Raw genomic sequence first — 20,418 nt, forward strand, 5'->3', positions numbered from 1 at the left:
TAGTTTCGAGGTGACCGCCCATGCTGAGTATTGTTCGGCTGCTCCCGCTTTCCGCGGAAGGACCCAGCAATTTATTTTTGAATAGTATCGTCTTCTGGGGATTTGTTTTGCTCGGTCTGATGTGCATCGGAGGATTTTTTATGTTCCGGAAATTTCTGAAGGTCCTGCCTAAAGCGGACGGAAAATCCAAGCTCGACTGGCAAAATCATTGGGTCGAATCGAGCCGGCATCTATGGGGCGATGAAGCCAAAGACTTTTTGAATATGCTGGTTCAACCGGTGCCGGGTCCGTTCCGGGATATCGCCAAGCACTCGATCGCCGCGGAGATCGGCAGAATCGCGCTGGAAGAGAATGCGTCCGAGGTGACCCGCGAGCATTGCATCAAAGGCTATATCCAAGCCACTCCGAAGCGGGATAACAAATTTCTGATTCAGTTTCTGGAGAAAAACAAGATCGATTATAAGCCGTATCAGCATTTAATGAATAAATAATTCCGGCACAAAAGCGCATCCGGCCCTTCATATCAGAGGACCGGATGTTTTTTGTCATACCTTTGGAAGGGGGATTACTAGCGTGAAGATCGCGATTTTTGGCGGAAGCGGGTTTATCGGCAGCGCGCTTACGGAGTTTTGGCTGGAAAAAGAATGCGAGATCATCGTCGTATCCAGAAAAAAGGCGCCGGAGGCACGGGTGAAAACTACATCAAAATCCGCTTCAAATATCTCGTGGCGCACATGGGAAGAACTGAAAAAGGATCCCTCCCCGCTTGAAAACGCGGATGCCTTCGTGAATTTGGCGGGCGTAACGCTGAATCAGCGCTGGAGCGGTAAAGCGAAACAACGGATTTTGGATTCCCGGCTGGATTCGACCCGTGAGGTTTCTCGCCTGGCCGCCTCCGTCCAAAAAAGACCGGAAGTGGTTGTACAAGCTTCGGCCGTAGGTATTTACGGCACCTCCTTGACCGACGTATATACCGAAGCCGGATTGCGCGGGCGGGAGCCTCTGAACCATGATTTTCTTTCCGAGGTAACAAAACGATGGGAAGATGCCGCAGATGAAGGGTTTGACGGCTGCCGTCTGGTGAAGCTTCGGACCGGACTTGTGCTCGGAAAAAATGGGGGAGCCTTTCCGCTGATGAAACTTCCATTTACGCTTGGGGTGGGGGGGAAAATCGGGAGCGGCCGACAGTGGATGCCGTGGATCCATCTGCACGATCTGGTCCGGCTCGTCGACCATTGCGTCCGCGTTGCCGGGATTTCCGGCCCCGTCAACGCCGTCACTCCCAATCCGGTTACGAACGAAGAATTCAGCATCATTCTCGGGAAGGTATACCATCGCCCCGTCTGGCTACCGCTCCCCTCCCCGCTATTGAAGCTGCTGCTGGGGGAAATGTCCATGCTGCTTCTGGAAGGGCAAAAAGCCCTCCCGGAAACGGCGCTCCGGGAGGGCTTCCATTTTTCCTATCCCCGTCTGGAGGAAGCGCTCCGGGCATTGAAGAAGTAGATTTTCTCCACGGGGTGTTGTCTTCATTGGAAAATTTTCAATCAAAACCTGGCAAAGTGGTCACCTTAAGCTACTGGTTGGATTTTATCCAACGAAGGTGCTTTCGTTTAAAGCTTCGACTTTGTCAACAAGTAAAGGAAATAAGGAGCTCCGATAATCGCGACGAAGATTCCGGTAGGTATGGACTCCAGAATGCCCCTGCTAAGCGTGTCCCCGACAATGACGAGCAGGCCGCCGGCCAATGCGGAAGCGGGGAGCAAATATTCGTGCTTCGGCCCAACGAGACGTCTTGCCAAATGAGGCGCAATCAGCCCGACGAAGGAGATCCCGCCGCCGACGGCCACCGAAGCTCCCGCCAAACCGACGGCAGCGGCCAGCAGGCCAAGCCTGGAGCGTTCGATCGTTGTTCCCAAGCCGGTTGCCGTTTGATCGCCAAGACTAAGTACGTTCAAGGCGCGGCCCTTCAGAAAGACATACGGGAGAAGAATTACGATCCATGGCAATAATGCCAATACATGTTTCCATGTGGTTCCCCAGATGCTCCCTACCAGCCATACTTGCAGCAATTGATACTCCTCCGGACGCAGACGAAGCTGCAAAATGATCATCGCCGCGTTGATTCCCGCCGCCAGCGCAATTCCAATGAGTATCATACGGATCGGCTGGAAGCCGTAATTTTTTTTGTAGGATAGAACATAGATCAAAGTCGCCGCGATGCCCGAACCCAGAAGTGCCAGAACAGGCATTAAAAAGACCGGTGCCGCGGAGGTTGCCGGATAGAACGAGATAAACAAAGTTACGGCAAGCCCTGCGCCGGCATTGATTCCGAGCACCCCCGGATCGGCCAGCGGATTGCGCGAGATCCCCTGAAAGACGCAGCCGGATACCGCGAGTCCCATGCCGATCAACACCGAGATCACGATCCGGGGCAATCTGAAGTCATAAAGAATCAGTTCCTGTCTTTCCGTTCCCATCCCGAACAGCGTCTTCAATAAATCTCCCGGAGATAACCTGATGTGCCCTATATTCATGCTTATAATAAATACCGCAAGAATCAAAACGGCAAATAAGGCGATGACGATATACGCCCTGTTTGCTTTCTTTCGCAAGTGGGCCGAGTAATCGGGTCCGTTCATTCTGCCCCTCCTTTCTGCTTTAACACCAGATAGAGGAAAAACGGAACGCCAAGAACCGCGATCAACGCACCGACCGGAACTTCATGGGGCGGATTGATCGTTCTCGACAAAATGTCGGCAAACACCAACAGTAAGCTGCCAAGTACCGCGGATGACGGAATGACCCAACGGTAGTCGACTCCGACAAGAAACTTGGAAATGTGCGGAATCATCAGGCCGACGAATCCGATCGCACCGACGATCGATACCGCACTCCCGGCTAGAATCAACACAAACAGCATGCTTACCGCTTTAATGAGACCTGTTCTTTGGCCAAGGCCTGTGGCTACGTCTTCACCAAGACTAAGCAGCGAAATCGATTTGGAAAGGGCAATGGCGCCAAGCAGACCAACGAGAACCCAAGGAGCGACCATCCGGACTTGCGTCCAGGTCGTTCCTGCTACGCCGCCCGCATACCAGAAAGCAAGGTCTTGTCCCACTTTAAAATAAATCGCAATGCCTTCACTGAGAGCCACCAGCAGCATGCTTACCGCCGCACCGGCCAAGGTCAAACGAACCGGACTCATACCACCTTTGGACATATAGCCTATACCAAACACAAGTCCGGCGCCTGCAGCAGCCCCGGCAAACGAATAAAAAATCGTCGTTAAAAACGAAGTGCCCGGAAAAAGGGCGAAGCAAATCGCGAGCGCCAGTCCTGCGCCTGAATTCAGCCCGAGCAGTCCGGAATCGGCCATCGGATTACGCGTCATTCCCTGCATGATCGCGCCGGCGACCGCTAGCCCCGCTCCGATCAAAGCCGCCGCTAGAGCCCGCGGAAGCCGCATGTCCAGAATGATTTGATGCTGGGTCGATTCCGCATTGAAATGGAATAAAGCCTCCCATACCGTCGCCAGCTTGATATCGGCGGCTCCGACGGAAATGGACAGCCCGATCGAAAATATCAGCAAGGCAACTCCGGCGAATAAAATCAGCGTGGCCGCGACCGGCCGGGAGCGATAACGGGGTTTGAAGGTTCGGGTAGAAGCTGTCATGAATAAATCCTTCCTTGAACAATAGTAATTTTACCCTCAATTGAGAATGATTCTCGTTCATTATACTCCCTTTTTACGCGTTTATCTACGCTTTTTCCGGAGCAAGCGCCTGGCCGCTCAATTTCAAAGTATAGGTGCTTCCCGCGATCAGAAAAGATTCTTCCGGCTCCAAAGGATATTCCTTGTACGGAGCAATGAGTTCTCCCCGCAATCGGGTTCCGTTCACGGAGCCCAGATCTTTCAGACTACATCCCTCCCGGCGCACCATCACTTCCACATGCGCCCGTGAAACCCCTGTCGTCCGGTCAACATATTGGGCGATGTCTTCCGACCGTCCGATAATAAAGCTTCCGAAATGAAGCGGAATTATCTCCGGCAGCCCCTGCTCTTGACTCATCCTTGACAGACTATAGGTATTGACGGACGAGAACCGGTTCTCCGGTTCCTGATTTCTGCCGAGCAGCACTGTCGGTTGAGGGAAGTGACTTACGGATCCGGCAACCGGGTTTTCGTTGGGCAACGTCCCAATATCAAAATTTTCCTTGACCGCCCTGTTCGGAGCATCTTTCCCGATATCCGTTTTTACTTCAAATATGGAATGAAGCGATTCCGGTTCGCTCCACCTCCAGTCCGCCTCCAGAAATCGCCTTTCCTCTTCTCCCGCCGTAACCTCGGAATCCAGTGATCCGCCGCTTTTCGATAGGCTCCGGGCGAAATTTACCTTGCCGCTTCGAATAAAGAACACCGCCGCTGCCGCAAGAACCGTTACGATGAGGGATATGGTGAGCGTCATCCGTGAAGGATGATCCAAATAGATGAATTTCCAAGCCAGCGCAGTCAGCAGCGAAGCCCCGGGCAAGGCATACATCCCGATTCGTGAAGCCGTTCGCTCATCCGTTCCGCGTTCAGATTCCGTCTCGGGTCCACCGTTAATATCACTATGTACAGGTTCAAGTATCGGCTCCTGGTGAGGTACATATTCCCTGATGGTGACCCGCGGTGATGAAAGAGGCATGACACGTGGAACCATAGCCTCCTTCTTAGCCGGAATGTGCGGACCCATCGTAACATCGCCATGTTTTCGCGGTGTTTCTCCTGTACTTCTGTCTCCCGATAAAAGATTCAGCAGCATTTTTTTCATGTGGGGAACGGAAAACAGATCATCCGAACAATAACGCAGCAACTGTTGGATGCCGTCTCCTTCAATGACCGTCACGCTCCCCATTAATCCGGTTATCAATGCAAGCAGCGTTTTGGAGAGCGGCTCATCAGACAGCTTGTCCAGAATAGGTACGTATGTGAAATGCAATATTCCCGAAGATAGCTCGTCCTCGACAAAGATCCTGTCCGCAGACAGCAGGAAATGATCCGCGGATAGCATGTATTGCTTGCCGTCATCGAGTACGGCGAGTACCTGCAACAGCAGACTATAAAACTCCTCCATCCCGATTTGTTCATGCTTCAAGCATTGGGACAGCATCCGCCTTCCCGTGATTTCGTAATGCAGGCTCACATTGAAATCCACTTCCCTGACATCGACCCGCAACAGATTCGGTACGCTTACGGACGACAGCATCGCATGTTGAATCCGGTTGATCTGTTCCGAGCGCAGTCCCGCCTTCCCGGTCAAAACCATATAAGTTCCGCCATTTCTGACAAAATCGGCAACAAGCTCCGGCATATCGGCTCCCTCCTCCTCAGGGTAAATGATAATAGCCCAGGATGGCTCCGGGTAAAACCGCAAGCATAAACGGGATTTGCAGTTGTTTCTTTGTTCCTGCACGTACGGGATCCCAACTCTTCAACATATAGGCGCCAAGCACGCTTTGCACCATCCCCCGCATTCTCGAAAAGGCTTCGCGCCGCCATATCAATACTACGATACCGATCATTCCGGCTACTAAAATGGAATACATCAGGATGTAAAGGGCAAGCAAGGTTCCCGTCCAGGCTCCTATAGCGCCGAACAGCTTCACGTCCCCGCCGCCCACCGCGCCAAGCCAGTACAAAACCAACAGTATCCCGAATCCTGCCGCAGCTCCCATTAATGCACTCAGCCCCCCGTTCCATCCCCCGGTGATGAGGTGCCATCCCAAACCCGCGATTATGCCCGACATCGTAATGATATTCGGAATTTTCATTGTCCTTACATCCGTAACAAATGCTGCAACCAGCATGATAAGGCATCCCAGAAATTCTCCCGACATATTCAAAATGCTTCACCTCCAAACACAGCATCACTTACGAGGATTTCGGACTTTCGACACGGAATGTCTCCGTTGTCTGCAGACCTTCTTCCGTTTCAATAACAAAGCTCCATGTCCCGGGCGTCGTATTCCCTCCGACCAGCCATTCCCATTGCAATATACCTTGATCATCGGCCGTCGCCTCGCCGAGATACTTCGCCTGACTGACCCCGCTTTTGTAGTAGACCGTCAGCTTGGCCTTGTTGCCGGGCGGAATTTTGGCGGTTATTTTTGCGCGTCTCCCGGCGTATGCCGGATCAGGCTTGGACAAAATGACCGCGGCCTGCCCGCTCATGCCTTCCCCGTTTCCGCCGTCTCCCTGATTCAGTTCACCGGTATCGCCGATCCATAACCTTTCTTCGGCTCGCGTCTGAATGACGATTGGCCGCCCTGTAAAAGGAACCTTTACGGGAAGCTCATAGCTGATTTCCAGCCCGAAGTACGGATTTTTCCCGGTTTTCAGATCCGGTACGGTGACTCCGTTGACGTGAAGGCGGTCTTCCTTAAGCCAGGTGTTTTCCAAAAAGGGGCGAAGGATCGGCTTTACAACCGGATCCAGCACGCTCTCCACCGCGGAGTTCTTGATATGCTGTAGCGGTTCATCCCCTTTGGCAGCCGCAGACCGGATCCAGTCGGACATCGGGGAAGGCAAGCCGGACGCATACTGCTCCGCCCAGTCCGACAAGGAGAAATTCAGCATATAAGAAACCGCTGCGGTTGCTTTGGACATTATCGCCTGTCCGTTCCCTTCCTGCCCGTTGGTTTCCGTCCTTTGCGAAACCGCGAGCGCAACCGGGTACATATGAGCGGACACTTGTCTGACCGAATTCGCGGCGACCGTATGCAACTGGGTGGATAACATCGTCATTTGAACCATGTAAATAAACAAGAACAAGACGATGACAAATGCGGGCATGACCAACGACGCTTCCAGCACGATGCTTCCGCGGCATTTCCGATCATACTCAGTACGAAAAATCCGCTTGTTTAACGGCAACATATGTATTCCCTTCCACCCTTCCGCTCAGGATCCCCGCCGACCCCAGCGCTTTTGCGACCCCGGGAAGGAACCATACCGGCATGGCTACCGTTACCGTTCCTTTCAAATACGTCGGACGCTCCTCGGTGCTTATCCCCGTATTCAAGCGGATCACAGCCAGCATTCTCGAAAGCCTTGCTTCCGACCGTCCGTGAAGCAGCAGAAAAATCCGTAAATGGTCGCGATAAGACAGCTTTATTTTCAAATAGTCGCTAAGCTCCAAGCTGCCTGTCTTTGTCAATTCAATCATGTCCTTGACCGCATGCTCGATTCCGTACAAAAGAGCAGCGGCCAAAATCAGCAGGGGATGCCCTTTCGTGCTGTTTTTGATCAACCCCTCCATCGTCCGGATCGCCAGCCGCATCCCGAATATTTCACCATAGGCAGCGGCAATATTACCGGCCGGATTATGAAATCCGTAAAGGATATATTCCACTTCCTGCTGTCCGGCCGCTAATGAATCAGTTAAGCGGTCCAGCTTATCCGTCCCGCTACCATCCAAGAGTTCATCAAGCGCGCTGATATCCAAATAAGTAAAATAATTGGCGATATACTCGGTTTGAAAACAGTTATCCGACATCCCTTTGATCAGAGAGGAAAAGCCTCCGAACAGGATGTCCATTCCGCCCATCGCCCCGCCCCCGGCATCATAAGGATTTCCGGCGATTGCTGTGCCTGCTTCCTGCCCGGATCCGGATTGCCGGTTTTTTTCACGGTTCTCCTTATAGAAGGCTTCCAGTTGGTCGAATTGTCTCTGCAACCCTTTCAGCTTGTTCTGTAAATCCGAAATTCGGCCGATGATGCTTTTCGCTTCTTTCAGCTTCCCCTCCGCTTCCTTCTCCGTTCGCTTTCGCTCTTCGTCCGAAGCCCGGTGGGCCTCAAGTATTTTTTGATTCTCCTCTATGAGATTGCGGCTGCCGGCATCCGAGAACAGCTCCAAATATGCATCCGTCTCCCGATTCATCCCCTGAACAGCAGAATACAGTTCCCCGGACGAGGAGGAAACGGACATGACAGGTCCTTCAAAAACCAAGAACGAATTCACTGCAGAATGCATGCTTTCGAACTTTGTCTCCTGTCCGCCGATATCTCCTTCGAAATCAGCAAACAGTTGTTCCGAAAGCAGCAATTCCCGGCTTTTCCGGCGGATTTCGGCAATTTGCTCCCCGCCGACTTCTTTTTCCGCAGTCCCCGTACTTTGCATGGCCGAAACATCGTCGTATCCTTCTTGGGCAGGCCGCCGTTCCGACTCCTCAATGACGAGCTTCATTTGCTCATTAATTTGTTTAACTTCAGCGAGCAGCTTCCTTGCTTGCGGCAGCAATTGATCATGTTTATTTTTGGCTTCTTCGTTTCGTTTCGCCAACTTGCGGAATACCTCCGAGGCCCCATATCGGTAATGGGCGATTTCCATCGAATACATTTTGTCAAGCGGTTCCCTGTCCCGGTCCTCCTCCACTTTCTGAGCATAATCCGGGTACTGTTCCGCAATGTCGGCGCCGGTGGATATTCCGTTGCCCTGCGAACTGCCGGAGCGGGGGATGAGAGGAGCGATGTTCGCCGCCGATCCGGCCGCTTTTCGCTGGGTTTCCAATAATTCATCGAGCTTCGCCTCGCGGAGATCATAGAGCTTTTGCAGCTTCCCGAGCAGGTCCACGGTATTTGATGCCTCCTTCATCACCCTGGACAACGGTTTAAACCGGTTAACGATCTCTATCGTAAAATCAATCGGTGCTTTATACTTCATCTGCTCCCGGATCTGCTGCTCAAAAACGGCATATGTGCCAAGGGGTCTTTGCATCTCCACGCTGGAGGAATCGAGTCTGGCTCCCGAGATCTGCAGACTGTCGCCATGTTTCACAAACTCAAACTGGTCCTGTAACACCTTGGACATAATGTAGTTCGCATCCGTTTCGCCGAAGGCAAATAGTCCATACTTCTCCAGCAACGACGGGTCATAGGCCGACATCACGGAACGCGAGGCGCTGTGAGCCAGCATTTCGGTCTTCGCTTGGAGAGCGGCCATCCGGGAGAAATCTATGAAAATAGATACAAAAGCAAATACAATCGCAAAAATAAGGATCAAAAATACCGATACCGCTCCCCGCTCCGAACAGTGCCGCTGAAACATCGCTTCCTGCCCCCTTTCGCATAAACCATGACCCTCGCTATTTTCCGAACAATCCGAGCGCTTTTCCCGCTTCTTGCTTGTCTACTTTCGAACCGCCCTTCCCTTGGAATTTGGCCCCGTAATATCGGGCCAGATCGACCGTCCGTATCCATTCCACCGGGTCAACGACAAAGGCCACGGACCGGCCGGCCTGAGTCGGATCTCCGATGATTCGTTCCAATGGAGCCAAAGGCACCAGTCGCATTAAGGATACGTCGACCTTCCGGAGGAGAATATCGTTGCCGTATTCCATCGTTCCGCTGATGCCTGCGGGAATGGCCGATCCGACCCGGCGCAGCTTCAAAACCGGGAGCGAATCTTTACCGTCCGCTACGGAAGGAAGCTGAATATGGGATGTTGCCGATGAGCCGGATACGCCGAAAATCGCCTTCAGCATCCCGTCATCGGACAGTCGCCAATATAGTGAGTCGTACTGTCCTTCGGGGGATGAGCCGGTTCGCGGATCACGGTGGCTGTTATCCCATACATAGGCGCTTCTCTCCGCCGCCACGACGGCCGCCTGATCGAGAATGGCCCGTTGATACAGAAACAAACAGAAAAAAAGCATAACCGTAAGCGTAACGAAGATCGCCGGGAAAACCAAAGATGCTTCCAGCGTAAAGCTTCCGTCCCGATTTCGGAGGAACCGTATCATTGTCCATCCATGAAATTTTCCGTTTTCGATTTGGCTTTGCCCAGCAAACTGGTAACAATCTCCTTAAGCTGGGTCCGGAAAATAACGGCAATGATCACGATGACCGCAATGATCAGAATCATTTCCAGCATGCCTAGTCCTTCTTCATCCCCCCATAATCCTTTTATTTTTCCGTATGTTTGCGTCAACATGATTTCATTCCTCCCGTTAAATTGGTTGAGTAACGACGATAAACTATAAATCCATAATCATGAAGGCCGGGGCTCCGACCATAATTACGACGATCAAAAACAGGAGCACCATGGGAAACACCAATTTGGAGGAAGCCTGTTCTCCCAGCGTTTTGCAAACCGCCTTTCTTCGTTCCCACAACGAATGCGACAAATCCCGAAGCCCGAGCACGAAGTCGTTTCCTCCCCGGCGGAAATTGAGCAGCACGGCCGTAGTAAAAGCGGAAACCTCCTGAATGCCGCATCGTTTGCTGAACCCTTCCAGCGCTTGTTGAAAAGAGTACCCGCTTTCCCACTCCCGCTGCATTTGAAACAATTCTCTGTACAGCGGATGGCCCGTCTCCCCTCTTTTTCTTTCCAGGCAATGTTTGATCGCTTGCTGTACCGTTGATCCTGCCCCGACAAGGAGAATGATTTGGTTTAACAATTCAGGCAGCTCGAGCAATACCTCCCGCTCCCTTCGGACAACCTTGCGATGCAAGTCGTTCACCAGTGCAACAGGGAGCAGTACGGCCAGAACCGATCCCATCATAAATCCCCCGGAATCTCCATTCATGAGGATCGAAAGCAGCGCGCCCGTAATAAGAAGAAGCAGGCTGTAAGTTAGCATTTCCGCCAGAAAAAGCAGCGTATACTCCCCTCCGCGCCGGTCTCCGCCTATTTTTTGGACCGAACGTTGAATTCTGAAGAAGAAAAACGGAAAACGCCTCGAAACCTGAAGGCGGTCAAGCAGATAAAGCATGGGCGGAGCCAGCCTCTGCAGCCGGATGCCTTCCATTTCCATTTTCCCGTCGATTTTGTATTTCCCGGAGGAACGTGCGAACAAAAAACCGTAGATGCCGAGCAAAAACATAAGTATCCCTGTCCAGACGATCATCAAAGCGGGCGCACCTCCTTCAAATCCGAATATCCATGATCTTCATGATCATCCAGGAGCAGCCCGCGAACAGCAAAAGACCAAACCCGGAAACAAGCAGCCCTACCCCGCTATGGAGCGGGCTCATATAATCCGGCGACGTTAAATCCATAAACACGAGGAAAAGAATGGGCGCGGCCAACATGGCTTTGGCTTCAAAACGTTTTTGAGCGATCATGACTCCGATTTCCTGGCTGATTTCGAGCTTTTCGCTGATGATGGCGGAGGTTCGCCGGACGATTTCGACCAAATCGCCTCCGGTACGCTTACAGGTCGTGAATACATCGGCAAAATTGCTGATATCCTCCATGGCCGCCCTCCGGCTGAAGTCCTGAAGCGCCTCCTCGATCGGCTGGCCGTACTCCAATCTTGTGCAGATGATGCCAAGCTCCACGATCAAATCATTGGTTCCATCCGGATAAAGCAGCCTTAAATCGGCGATGGCTTCCCGAAATCCATTCTCTACGGAACGGCCTGCCGCCAGGGACGAGGACAATGAATACAGCGCTTGCTTAAAATGCAGGCTGAGCGCATCCCTCCTCCTGCGAAGCAAATACTTGCTCCACATTTTCGGGATGATGTATGCGCCGGACGTCAAGACGAACGACAGTAAAACGGAGTGAAAAAACACATATCCTATCCCGTACAAACCACCTCCTCCCACCAGCAAACAAGCCAGCTTCTGACGGAGCGTTAGCACGTAAACCCGGTAATCCGGCAGTTCCGCCGAATTCCTTGTCACGGGCTCTGCGATCCGTTGATGTCTCCGAAAATTAATCACCTCCCTTCACCCTCCCGTTTCCGGGCATGCTTCCTGCTTCAAGATCCATGCCGGCCATTTGCAGCTTATCCAGCCGCATTAACCGGTTTCCTGCAGGCTCCAAGCACCCGACAATTTTCCCGCCTGACTCCTCTTTCTCCCGAAATACGTATAGCGGATTTAAAGCTACCTCTCCATCTTTCATACCGATGACCTCGGATATTTCCGTTACCCTCCGCGAGCGGTCACGAAGCCGGGATAAATGGATAAACACATCGATAGCCGAAGCGATCTGCTGTCTCACGACCGTAATCGGCAACTCCGCCCCGCTCAACACCATCGTTTCAAGACGGCTGATCATATCGGAGGTACTGTTCGCATGACCGGTTGACAACGAACTATCATGGGTTTTGTGGTATTAAAAAAAGCCTCAGCTATTTAGCTGAAGCTTTTTTTATGTGCGTTATACTTTCATATGATTTGCTTGCCTCTTTTGTGTTGAATTGGTTTCCCGCACGACCATGCAAAAACAGGGCCGTACAGCAAAACTGAGGCCCCGTCCTGCACTTCTATGTTTGGCGACTGATTGTATTAACAGCATCATTTATCCTGAATTTCGAAAGTAACATCGTCTGAAAAACAAGAAAAGGGCTCCAATTCTTTGGTAGAATGGTGTTTGTCCAGAACATCACCTACAAAGAAAGGAGCACCTTTTAGATGAAGTCTACCACACCCGTCAGCAAAATCAAGACCGAATTTACCTTGCAAAACGCCTCAAATGTTGGAGGAAGCAAAATCTTTCTGGAATATCTCGAAAAAATCAAGCTCGGTAAGGCTTTGCAGAATTTAAATTGTACCAAGCAAGGCAATTCCCTGTTCCCTGTTTTCCGCATCCTGCTCTATCTCATTGTCGGCTGGATACTCGGATGCGAACGCCTCTTTCATTTCCGCAGGCTGCAACATGACGCGCTCATCCGGCGGTTTCTCGGCGGGCGCTGTCCGCATCACACCCTGCTGTATAAGGAACTGGATCGACTCAGCAAGACCCGCCCAACCTTAACGCTGGATTTGCGAAAGCTGAATCAGCAGATTATTGCACCCTGTCTGCCTTCTGAACTCATCGTGGACCTAGACTCCACGGTAGAAACGGTATACGGTCACCAAGAGGGGGCGGCAGTCGGCACGAATCCCCACAAACCCGGACGTAAAAGTTACCATCCGCTGATGGCGTTTGAGGGCCAGTCGCGCCTGTGCCTGAATGCAGTACTGCGTGCTGGGAATACGCACGCTTCCACCGATGCAGCCGCCTTCCTCCGTCAGATCTTTGAGTTGCTTGGTGACCGTCCGGTAAAGTACGCCCGGTTTGACAAGGGATTTGGCGGCGAAGACTTCTACAGCCTATGGGAAGCCAAGCGAATCGGGTATGTCGGGAAATTGAAATGGACGCAGCGACTTCAGGCCGAAGTAGGGCGATGCCGCTACTGGAAGCGGTTTGTCGATGAGGATTGGGTCATCGAGGGGATCACCCTGATCTACCAAGCCACCTCATGGAAGAAACCGCGCCGCGTTGTGGTGATTCGTAAAGCGCAGGTGTTTGACGGCGATCAAGCTCGGCTTCTCCTCGATACGGACTGGCATTACGAAGCGATCGTCACCAATCTCGAGTGGGAGCCGATCGACCTTTGGCGCTTTTACAACCAGCGTTGCTGCATGGAGAACTATATCAAAGAAGCCAAACGCGGCTTTTCCATCGATCGAATCGCTAAAGGTGACTTTACCGCTAATGAAATCGACCTGCTCATCAAGCTGCTCGCCTACAATCTCTACGAGAGATTCAAGCGAGACTGTTGCGAACCGGTCCATCAAGGGTATACGATTGCCCGGTTCCGTCTAGAGTTTTTCCACTGTGCAGCTACGATGATTCAGCATAGCCGACAAGTCGTTCTGAAACTGGCTAAAGATTTCGCGAACCGCTGCGCCTGGCAACGTATCGCCGCCAAAGTCGCTGCCTTAGAATGACGTTTACCACAAATTAACATGGAAACCGTTTAGCCCTGTCTTATGGGGAGGGGGAAAGACTACCCTCTTTTCAGAATCGTCGCGTAATCCAACTGGGTATTTCCCTGTTTATTACAGTTGTTGCCCACTAATCCTGCTACAAACTGGCCACCATTATGGGCTTTCGAAATTCAGGTTTATTTTTTTGCTGACAAACGACTTTGTGAACGAACTCTCAGAGATCTTTTCCCACTCTGGAGCGCAGGATCTTAAAAAATTGAACTCATCTTCGTTCAAGTCTCTTAACTGCTCATCCTTGTAACGATCAATAAGTTTAAAAGACTGATAAAGTTGTATGGTTCTTATAACCAAAATACTGTTTGTTCTTAATAACTCCTTTTTTGCCACATCATACTCACTAAATTTCAGTTCCTTAGTAAAATTCACTGTTGTACCTTCTGTTTTAAATGCTTGATATCCTTTATCAAGATATGTCTTGAGATACCTCACCTTTTTAGCGTTATATGATATTTCATCACTCAAAAAGGCATGAATTGCATCGATTGCTAGATCATTCCTCTCTTGTAACGCTTGGGATGAGGCCTCCTGCTGCGCATTTATTTGCATTTTTGTAGCAAAATAAGAAGCTGCACCACCGATTACTGCCCCTAAAAGCGCCCCTGTAAACCCTATCCAGTCATTCATAAAAAGCCCCCATTAATTATAATGCTCATCAACTTTCGACAAATTGGGGTAATTTCCTGCAAATATGTGTTTGAAAAATAATAAGCCATCCTTTAAGAGACACTTCGATTTTCATGTATTAACCCCTCTCTATTTCATATTTTGTGTCATATCAGTAACCGGATTGTTCATTTACTGATTATTTCATCTTTATAGAAGATAGTTCGACATCTGATTTCGAATAAACTTTCATATCGAATCTACGATATAGTGAATTTCAAAATGAAAGGAGTGATCCCTATATGAATATGATTCGAAAAATCGAAATCAAAGTTTTTCGGATTCTCTCAAATCACTGGCTTTTTTGGCTGATTTGGGACAAGCAGGTAGAAATCATGCGTTTAATGTCCAATACAATTGCACCTTTCATAATGTAAGCCCAAACTGGGCTTATTACATATTTTTTTGTCAATTATGCAGTTATAAAGTAATCAACCAAACTGTTCCATGTCTTTAATCATGTAATCAAGACGCTTCGAAACAATTTGTTTACTTGTTGCCCCTTTCTGGCATAACTGTCCATACGGACTATCCACGGAATACCGATCAATCAAAAACGATTTTGCCCATTCCCCAAATTGATCCTCTGACCACTGCTTTTCTAAGGCATAATCTACGACCTGAAACAAGCTCCCAACATGAACCTTTTTAAGCATTTTACGTTTTTCCTTATTCCAATTTCTGAACGCTGCGTCCATATAGTCAATTTTCTGTTCAATAAGTTCCACAACACGGACTGGAACCTCATCCAAACCGGATATAAATTTATTTAGACTGGCTCCCCCAAAATCAATATCCTGTTTTGTCGTTGAAGCAATGAATTGCCAAATTAGCTGTTCGTCCACATACCGGTTGCGATCTGCCTTGGTAAAAGCAATTTTCTCGAAGAATAAATGCTGTCCCAACTCTTGTACAGCTTCGCGCACAGCAGGACTCACTTTGACTCTAGTCTTCTCTGTTGATGTCAATGGAACCGACTGATTCACTCGATAAAACATCTCTTCTACTTCTTCAAAGGTACATTCTCGAAATTCTGTTACCGTGAAGTTGTATGTGAGAAACTCAAACTGCGTATCAGATGATAGTTCTTCAAATTTCTTCCCAGCAATGATTTCTCCATTGAAATCAGCAGTTCCCTTACTGAGCTTGTAGTCACCGTCAGCAAAGAAGAAGATTGATTCCCAACGTTGTCGCCCATCAATGACCCAGATGTATCCGTCTCCATTATCCCAAACGAGAATGTTTGGAATATAACGATCCCGAATTACTGAATCAACCAGATACGAACGGCGATCATTCTTCCAAACGCTATTGCGCTGAAACGGAAGATCGAAGCGAATGCGATCTCGCATATTCAAAAGGCTTTTTGTAGTACGTTGAATACTCGATCTTTTCATAATAAGTAGCCCTCCTAAAAATAAAGAACAGGACAGAAATGATCTGCCCTGCTCTCTCATATTTCAAACGCCTGATACACCGACTCATCTTCAAAAGTAGATGCTCTTACAATTCGATCTGAAAAGCCTTGCACCCCTTGTATAGACTCCCTACCAAGTAGCAGAGACAAAACTGAAAATCCCTTTTTACTCTTCAACTCATTCCACGACTGTAAGAAACGCTCGCTCACATGAGATTCGCCGTCTGTCACAAAAACAATATCTGCCTGATTAAAGCGGCTCTGTTGGATGACTTGACTTGCTACCCTAAGTGGAGGTTCAAAGCTTGTTCCTCCACCTAAAAAAATAGTGGCCAGTTGTATCATATCCTGAACGGTAATTTTCCCACGCTCATAGATTAACGGGGCAGCAGCATTCGAAGAAAATGGAATCCATGCAAAATCTCTTCTTTGCTTACGGGCAATACTCATTAAGGCAAGGGCAAACCCTTTTGAGATTGCGTCCTGGTTTGTCATACTTCCCGATTGATCCAAGCATAGAACAATCGGCCCCTTACCAAGCTGTTCAGGCCCCTTTGTTTCGTACTGAAGTGTTTGGCCCTCAACATATCGGCGCAGGAAATCCATTTTGGTTATTGGGCTAGCATAAGTGCCAAGTTCCATCGGGAGCAGTTGTTCTATAGAGTTTCCTTGCTTTATCCCATTACGGTTAATAGCATCTTTGTGTTTGGAACGCTGTTTTTGATTAGCGATCACCTTCATCCGACCTGCCCACTTTGCAATGTCCTTCATCTTCTTATCATGACTCAACCTTTCGGCCAGAATCAGTTGATCTTTCAACGGAACCTTTTTCAGCTCACTCTCACCGCTTCCTGCCTGCATACCTCCCAAAAGAGATTTCACATTCTCCTTGGCTTCTGTTGCTTCTTGTGCAGCTTTGGCTAACATCTTAGATAGTTCATTGCCATTTTGATTCAAGGCTGAGGATAACGCCTCTGACGCTTCCTGTGAGGCTCCTGCCTTTCCATCCATGTAGTTTTGAAGTGCATCAGCTAAGTTCTGATCCCTTTGCACTTGTTCCTTCACCCAGCCAAGAACAGTCTCGCTGTACTTTGTTGTGCCAAGTGCAGCGGCCAGATCATCCAGACGAGTAAATTCACGAAACTCCTGATAGCCTTCGTCTGACATCACCCGTTCCATAAGCTGATGATTCATTTCTAGCCCTTCAGGAACTTCCTCCAGCAACTCGGGCTTCATTTTAAATAGACCTGCCCACAAGTCACCCATTAAAGGCTGAAAAGAGGGAAATAATTTACTTCCCTCTTTACTAACCTCTCTGAGCTTCTCAGACATTTCCAGGAGCTGCCCGAAGCGTCTTCGATCATATGAATCCGTGTTTAAAACAGAACCTTTAAGTTCCTTCATCACTCACACTCCCAGCACTTGAGATGCGATATCTTTCAATGACTTTTGAACAAGAGCAATAGCTTGCTCAACTTCTGGCCGGTTCGGATTATCCTTTTGGAGCTTTTTAAGCTCGTTGACTAAGCTCTTAAGCTTTTTCGTACTTTCTACAGCCATATCTGTTGAGTTGTTGGACTGTTCAAGACTCTTCAAGATATCAGCAGCTTCAGTTTTAATCTCTTCCACACGTGTCTTCACCGCATCCTGAGCATGATTGCGAACGATCTTTGCGACCTTATCACGCTGCTCCGGCTTTTCCCACAGACTATGCTTGAGAATCATGAGGTCTTCAAGTTCTGCGTGATCTCTTCCGGCTAACACAGCCTTAGCACGAATTACTGAAAGAACTTGCTTGAAACGCCGATCTGAAGGACGAATACCTTCATCCATTAACTCGCGTCTGATCTTGCTCAGTGCATCAAATACCTCATCAGGAATAGTGACTGTATCACTAAAGAACTGGAGTTCAAATAATTCATCTATGCTCATATCGGCTGGAGATGGTGCAGAACCTCTCAGCATCGAAATAAAGGATTGATCTTCACCGATATAGTCTACTTCGTATCGGAGCAAGAAGCGATCAAACAAGGCTTCTAGTCCTTCACCTTCTTCGGGATATTCATTTGAACTTCCGATTAAGGACATTAGGGGAACCTGTGCCGGTGTGCCATTGTTATAGAACACTCGTTCATTGATGAGAGTGAGCAATGCATTTAAAATTGCACTGTTTGCCTTGAATATTTCATCAAGAAATGAGGTGTGAGCTTCCGGCAGCTTTCCCGTCGTATTCCGTTTGTACACGCCTTGTTCCAGTTCCTTTAGCGAAACAGGGCCGAACAATTCCTCCGGTGTACTAAAGCGGGTCAGCAGCCCTTGAAAATAATTTGCTCCTGTTATTCGTTTAGTCAGATCACTTACAAGGGCGCTCTTTCCTGTTCCGGGCGGCCCGATCAACAAAGCATGCTGACGGGCGATCATAGCTACCATCAGCCCCTCAATCACTTCTTCTCGTTCAGAATATTGACTATTTAATGCATTCTGGATATCCTTGATTTTCATTTAGCTACCTCCATTTTTAGATAAAATAAAAAGAGCCAACGCTTCTTATGAAGAAGTCATCAGCTCTTTGTTTTTATAATGTGGGGTCAATCGCAGGAAGTCCAAGATGCCCACGTCAACTCCACATTCAACCTCCGAAAAAATAAAAGCCACGAATCCCGCACGGGAAACTCATGGCTTTTAAAAGTGTTTTTGTTTTTACACCGTGACTGGCAACCCGATCCATTCAAGCAGATCGATGGCTTCAGGCACCGGACGACGATTCTGGATGCATTCCAAAACCATTTCATTCACTTCTTCTTCGATGCTCGCGCGGAGCATCAAATCTGACACCGTTTCGCCATCGTCAAAAATGTATTCCGGTATGTTCGTAACCGTCACTGTGTAGATTTCATTCCCGACCTCCACAGTGTAAACTTCCGATCCATACCGGAGATGACCAGTTCGTCCGGCCAGTTCAATCGTTTCCGGGATTTTCTCGCGGTACGCTTCCATGGCCATGCGCGAAAACTTCGCCAAGCTGCCGTTCGCAAATATTCCCGCTTTAAGCTTAAACATACGGTTTTCCTCCCTGTTCACCCGAACGGCTGGAAGGGTAAAGTTGCGCGGATGATCAGCCTTGGGTCGTCCGACTTTGGACATGACGATCTCACCCCTTTACCCTTTATTATATCCGTTCAGATAAATTTTTGCATTACAAAAATTATTTTCTTCTTTGGAAGTTGTCTCTCCACTCCCCGCTTCGGGGGTCGTATGTCGTTTTCACCGTCCACGATTCTGGATGGACAACATTAAAAACACATACGACATGGAGCGGACGGTATTGCCCTTTTCCGATTTTAAGAAAATACATCAGAACGATGGTAACATCCGCACCGTCCTGACGCCTCTCAATCGGCCATCCGTTCAAGACGGCGTTTCGTATGTCTATTTCGGAGATGCCGCGCTCAATTTGTCTGTGAAGCGCATGTTTGGAAATCACAAGCTTTCCATCTCCCTCTTCAAGCAGTTCAACAAACTTTCTATGCTCAGTTTCGGCATTCATTTCTTTTCTTCTCCTTTCTGGAGAATTACACGGCCATATTCACCAGCGCTTCACCCACTTTCATGCGAAGCGCCGACACCAGACGTTCCATTTCCTCCAGATCGCCGGTGACAATTTCGCGATACTGCGCAAAATCGTTTGCCACCGACCGAGCGTTTTCTATCAACTCTTTCATCTGGCCTTTGGTCAGCTGTCTTTCCGTGCTTTCTTCGCATGCAGCGAGAGTGTCACGGAGATGATCCAACAGCTTGCGTGTCACCATGTTTTTCATATCCATGGTGTTCATTACAGGAACCTTCTCTGCTTCTCCTTTTTCAAGAGATGATACGAATTTGACCAATGCATCCAAGTTGCTCTCAAACTGTGCCGGTATGAAGTAAACACCACCTGATGGTCTAACCGGTGTAGGTGACATACTCTTTAAGACGCTGGTAATCAACGTACGTAGTGTAGTAGATCCATAATTGTTTCGATAAATTTCAAACTGCAACGCAGCATTATTAACTAGTTGCTGCGCCATTGATGAAACATAGCTGGTCTCTACTGTCTCCGTTTTTCGATCTAATACCAGTGCTCCTACATCAGGAACATATTTTAATCTTCTACCTTTCGTATCCTTGGTTTCGCAAACTAAATTTCGTTGTACGAAGGCGTTAGTTGAAGCCACCTCGCGGAACATGTAGTTCTCATAGACTCCTGGTGATACTTCTCTTTTGAATTTTTCACTTGTGGCTCTTCTAAAGGCATCCGGGAGCCGGATATCCTTCGGCATCCAACCAGCCCCTAATCCGGAATCAACAAGCTTTTGTTTTAGGTCGTCCGGGGTAATCAGCATGTTGGATAGAGAATTCCAGGTTAAAAATCCAATCGCGTTGTCTTTACTGGATGGTACAGCAACTACATCCTTTAAAATGGCATTCATAAGAAAAACCTCCTCATTTTTAATAAAAAAAGACCAATTCCTAAAAGTAAGGAACCAGCCTTTGCTTAACATTTAATTTGGTTAATGGCCTACGCCCGAAA

The 20,418-nt window shown here is 49.0% G+C and carries 20 protein-coding genes and 1 pseudogene; 3 read left to right on the forward strand and 18 right to left on the reverse strand.

What is annotated here, in order from left to right:
• Nucleotides 1–20: 20 nt before the first annotated feature.
• A complete protein-coding gene (locus ACSFXJ_RS19285) occupies nt 21–491 on the forward strand; it encodes a DUF2621 domain-containing protein (RefSeq protein WP_435922033.1) in 471 nt (156 codons plus the stop codon).
• Between the two features lie 82 nt (nt 492–573).
• Nucleotides 574–1,503, forward strand: coding sequence for a TIGR01777 family oxidoreductase (locus ACSFXJ_RS19290; protein WP_435922034.1), 930 nt, complete (start codon nt 574–576; stop codon nt 1,501–1,503).
• Nucleotides 1,504–1,610: 107 nt separating this feature from the next.
• On the opposite strand, the gene ACSFXJ_RS19295 is transcribed toward ACSFXJ_RS19290, so the two are convergent.
• The 11 genes and pseudogenes from ACSFXJ_RS19295 to ACSFXJ_RS19345 form a co-directional block, all read right to left on the reverse strand.
• Nucleotides 1,611–2,639 (reverse strand): FecCD family ABC transporter permease, encoded by a 1,029-nt coding sequence (locus ACSFXJ_RS19295; protein ID WP_435922035.1) that lies wholly within the window; start codon nt 2,637–2,639, stop codon nt 1,611–1,613.
• Nucleotides 2,636–3,673, reverse strand: coding sequence for a FecCD family ABC transporter permease (locus ACSFXJ_RS19300; RefSeq protein WP_435922036.1), 1,038 nt, complete (start codon nt 3,671–3,673; stop codon nt 2,636–2,638). Before ACSFXJ_RS19300 ends, ACSFXJ_RS19295 begins: the two co-directional genes overlap by 4 nt.
• 85 nt (nt 3,674–3,758) lie before the next feature.
• Nucleotides 3,759–5,354 carry a DUF6382 domain-containing protein gene (locus tag ACSFXJ_RS19305; protein ID WP_435922037.1) on the reverse strand — a complete coding sequence of 532 codons (1,596 nt, stop codon included), beginning with the start codon at nt 5,352–5,354 and terminating at the stop codon, nt 3,759–3,761.
• Nucleotides 5,355–5,370: 16 nt separating this feature from the next.
• Nucleotides 5,371–5,880: an A24 family peptidase gene (locus ACSFXJ_RS19310; protein ID WP_435925814.1), complete on the reverse strand. Its 510-nt coding sequence runs from the start codon at nt 5,878–5,880 to the stop codon at nt 5,371–5,373.
• Between the two features lie 34 nt (nt 5,881–5,914).
• Nucleotides 5,915–6,919: a TadE family protein gene (locus ACSFXJ_RS19315; RefSeq protein ID WP_435922038.1), complete on the reverse strand. Its 1,005-nt coding sequence runs from the start codon at nt 6,917–6,919 to the stop codon at nt 5,915–5,917.
• Nucleotides 6,885–9,089, reverse strand: a complete 2,205-nt coding sequence (locus tag ACSFXJ_RS19320; protein WP_435922039.1) for a hypothetical protein — start codon at nt 9,087–9,089, stop codon at nt 6,885–6,887. Before ACSFXJ_RS19320 ends, ACSFXJ_RS19315 begins: the two co-directional genes overlap by 35 nt.
• A gap of 37 nt (nt 9,090–9,126) precedes the next feature.
• Nucleotides 9,127–9,783, reverse strand: a complete 657-nt coding sequence (locus ACSFXJ_RS19325) for a TadE/TadG family type IV pilus assembly protein (RefSeq protein ID WP_435922040.1) — start codon at nt 9,781–9,783, stop codon at nt 9,127–9,129.
• Nucleotides 9,780–9,974, reverse strand: coding sequence for a Flp1 family type IVb pilin (locus tag ACSFXJ_RS19330; protein WP_435922041.1), 195 nt, complete (start codon nt 9,972–9,974; stop codon nt 9,780–9,782). Before ACSFXJ_RS19330 ends, ACSFXJ_RS19325 begins: the two co-directional genes overlap by 4 nt.
• Before the next feature lie 43 nt (nt 9,975–10,017).
• Nucleotides 10,018–10,890 (reverse strand): type II secretion system F family protein, encoded by an 873-nt coding sequence (locus tag ACSFXJ_RS19335; protein WP_435925815.1) that lies wholly within the window; start codon nt 10,888–10,890, stop codon nt 10,018–10,020.
• Between the two features lie 19 nt (nt 10,891–10,909).
• Complete coding sequence (locus ACSFXJ_RS19340; RefSeq protein ID WP_435922042.1) at nt 10,910–11,710, reverse strand: type II secretion system F family protein; 801 nt, start codon at nt 11,708–11,710, stop codon at nt 10,910–10,912.
• Nucleotides 11,703–12,095: pseudogene (locus ACSFXJ_RS19345) on the reverse strand (CpaF family protein); the annotation flags it as partial. The gene ACSFXJ_RS19340 and the pseudogene ACSFXJ_RS19345, both read right to left, overlap by 8 nt.
• A gap of 311 nt (nt 12,096–12,406) precedes the next feature.
• On the opposite strand from ACSFXJ_RS19345, the gene ACSFXJ_RS19350 reads away from it, so the two are divergent.
• On the forward strand, nt 12,407–13,708 hold the full coding sequence (locus ACSFXJ_RS19350; protein ID WP_435921432.1) for an IS1380 family transposase: 1,302 nt from the start codon (nt 12,407–12,409) through the stop codon (nt 13,706–13,708).
• 153 nt (nt 13,709–13,861) lie between these two features.
• Here ACSFXJ_RS19350 and ACSFXJ_RS19355 read toward each other — a convergent pair whose 3' ends face one another.
• The 7 genes from ACSFXJ_RS19355 to ACSFXJ_RS19385 all read right to left on the reverse strand — a co-directional run bounded on the left by ACSFXJ_RS19355 (nt 13,862) and on the right by ACSFXJ_RS19385 (nt 20,317).
• Nucleotides 13,862–14,392 carry a hypothetical protein gene (locus ACSFXJ_RS19355; protein ID WP_435922043.1) on the reverse strand — a complete coding sequence of 177 codons (531 nt, stop codon included), beginning with the start codon at nt 14,390–14,392 and terminating at the stop codon, nt 13,862–13,864.
• 470 nt (nt 14,393–14,862) lie between these two features.
• Complete coding sequence (locus ACSFXJ_RS19360) at nt 14,863–15,828, reverse strand: DUF262 domain-containing protein (RefSeq protein ID WP_435922044.1); 966 nt, start codon at nt 15,826–15,828, stop codon at nt 14,863–14,865.
• Nucleotides 15,829–15,884: 56 nt separating this feature from the next.
• Nucleotides 15,885–17,252 (reverse strand): vWA domain-containing protein, encoded by a 1,368-nt coding sequence (locus ACSFXJ_RS19365; RefSeq protein WP_435922045.1) that lies wholly within the window; start codon nt 17,250–17,252, stop codon nt 15,885–15,887.
• A gap of 3 nt (nt 17,253–17,255) precedes the next feature.
• Nucleotides 17,256–18,350, reverse strand: coding sequence for an AAA family ATPase (locus tag ACSFXJ_RS19370; protein ID WP_435922046.1), 1,095 nt, complete (start codon nt 18,348–18,350; stop codon nt 17,256–17,258).
• 198 nt (nt 18,351–18,548) lie between these two features.
• Complete coding sequence (locus tag ACSFXJ_RS19375) at nt 18,549–18,908, reverse strand: hypothetical protein (protein WP_036715715.1); 360 nt, start codon at nt 18,906–18,908, stop codon at nt 18,549–18,551.
• Nucleotides 18,909–19,053: 145 nt separating this feature from the next.
• The gene (locus ACSFXJ_RS19380; RefSeq protein WP_009225706.1) at nt 19,054–19,395 is read right to left on the reverse strand and encodes a DUF4258 domain-containing protein; all 342 of its coding nucleotides are present in this window, start codon (nt 19,393–19,395) and stop codon (nt 19,054–19,056) included.
• 25 nt (nt 19,396–19,420) lie between these two features.
• Nucleotides 19,421–20,317, reverse strand: coding sequence for a DUF6744 family protein (locus tag ACSFXJ_RS19385; RefSeq protein ID WP_435922047.1), 897 nt, complete (start codon nt 20,315–20,317; stop codon nt 19,421–19,423).
• Nucleotides 20,318–20,418: the final 101 nt, after the last annotated feature.

The sequence above is a fragment of the Paenibacillus salivarius genome (assembly GCF_051307165.1).
Classification (GTDB): domain Bacteria; phylum Bacillota; class Bacilli; order Paenibacillales; family Paenibacillaceae; genus Fontibacillus.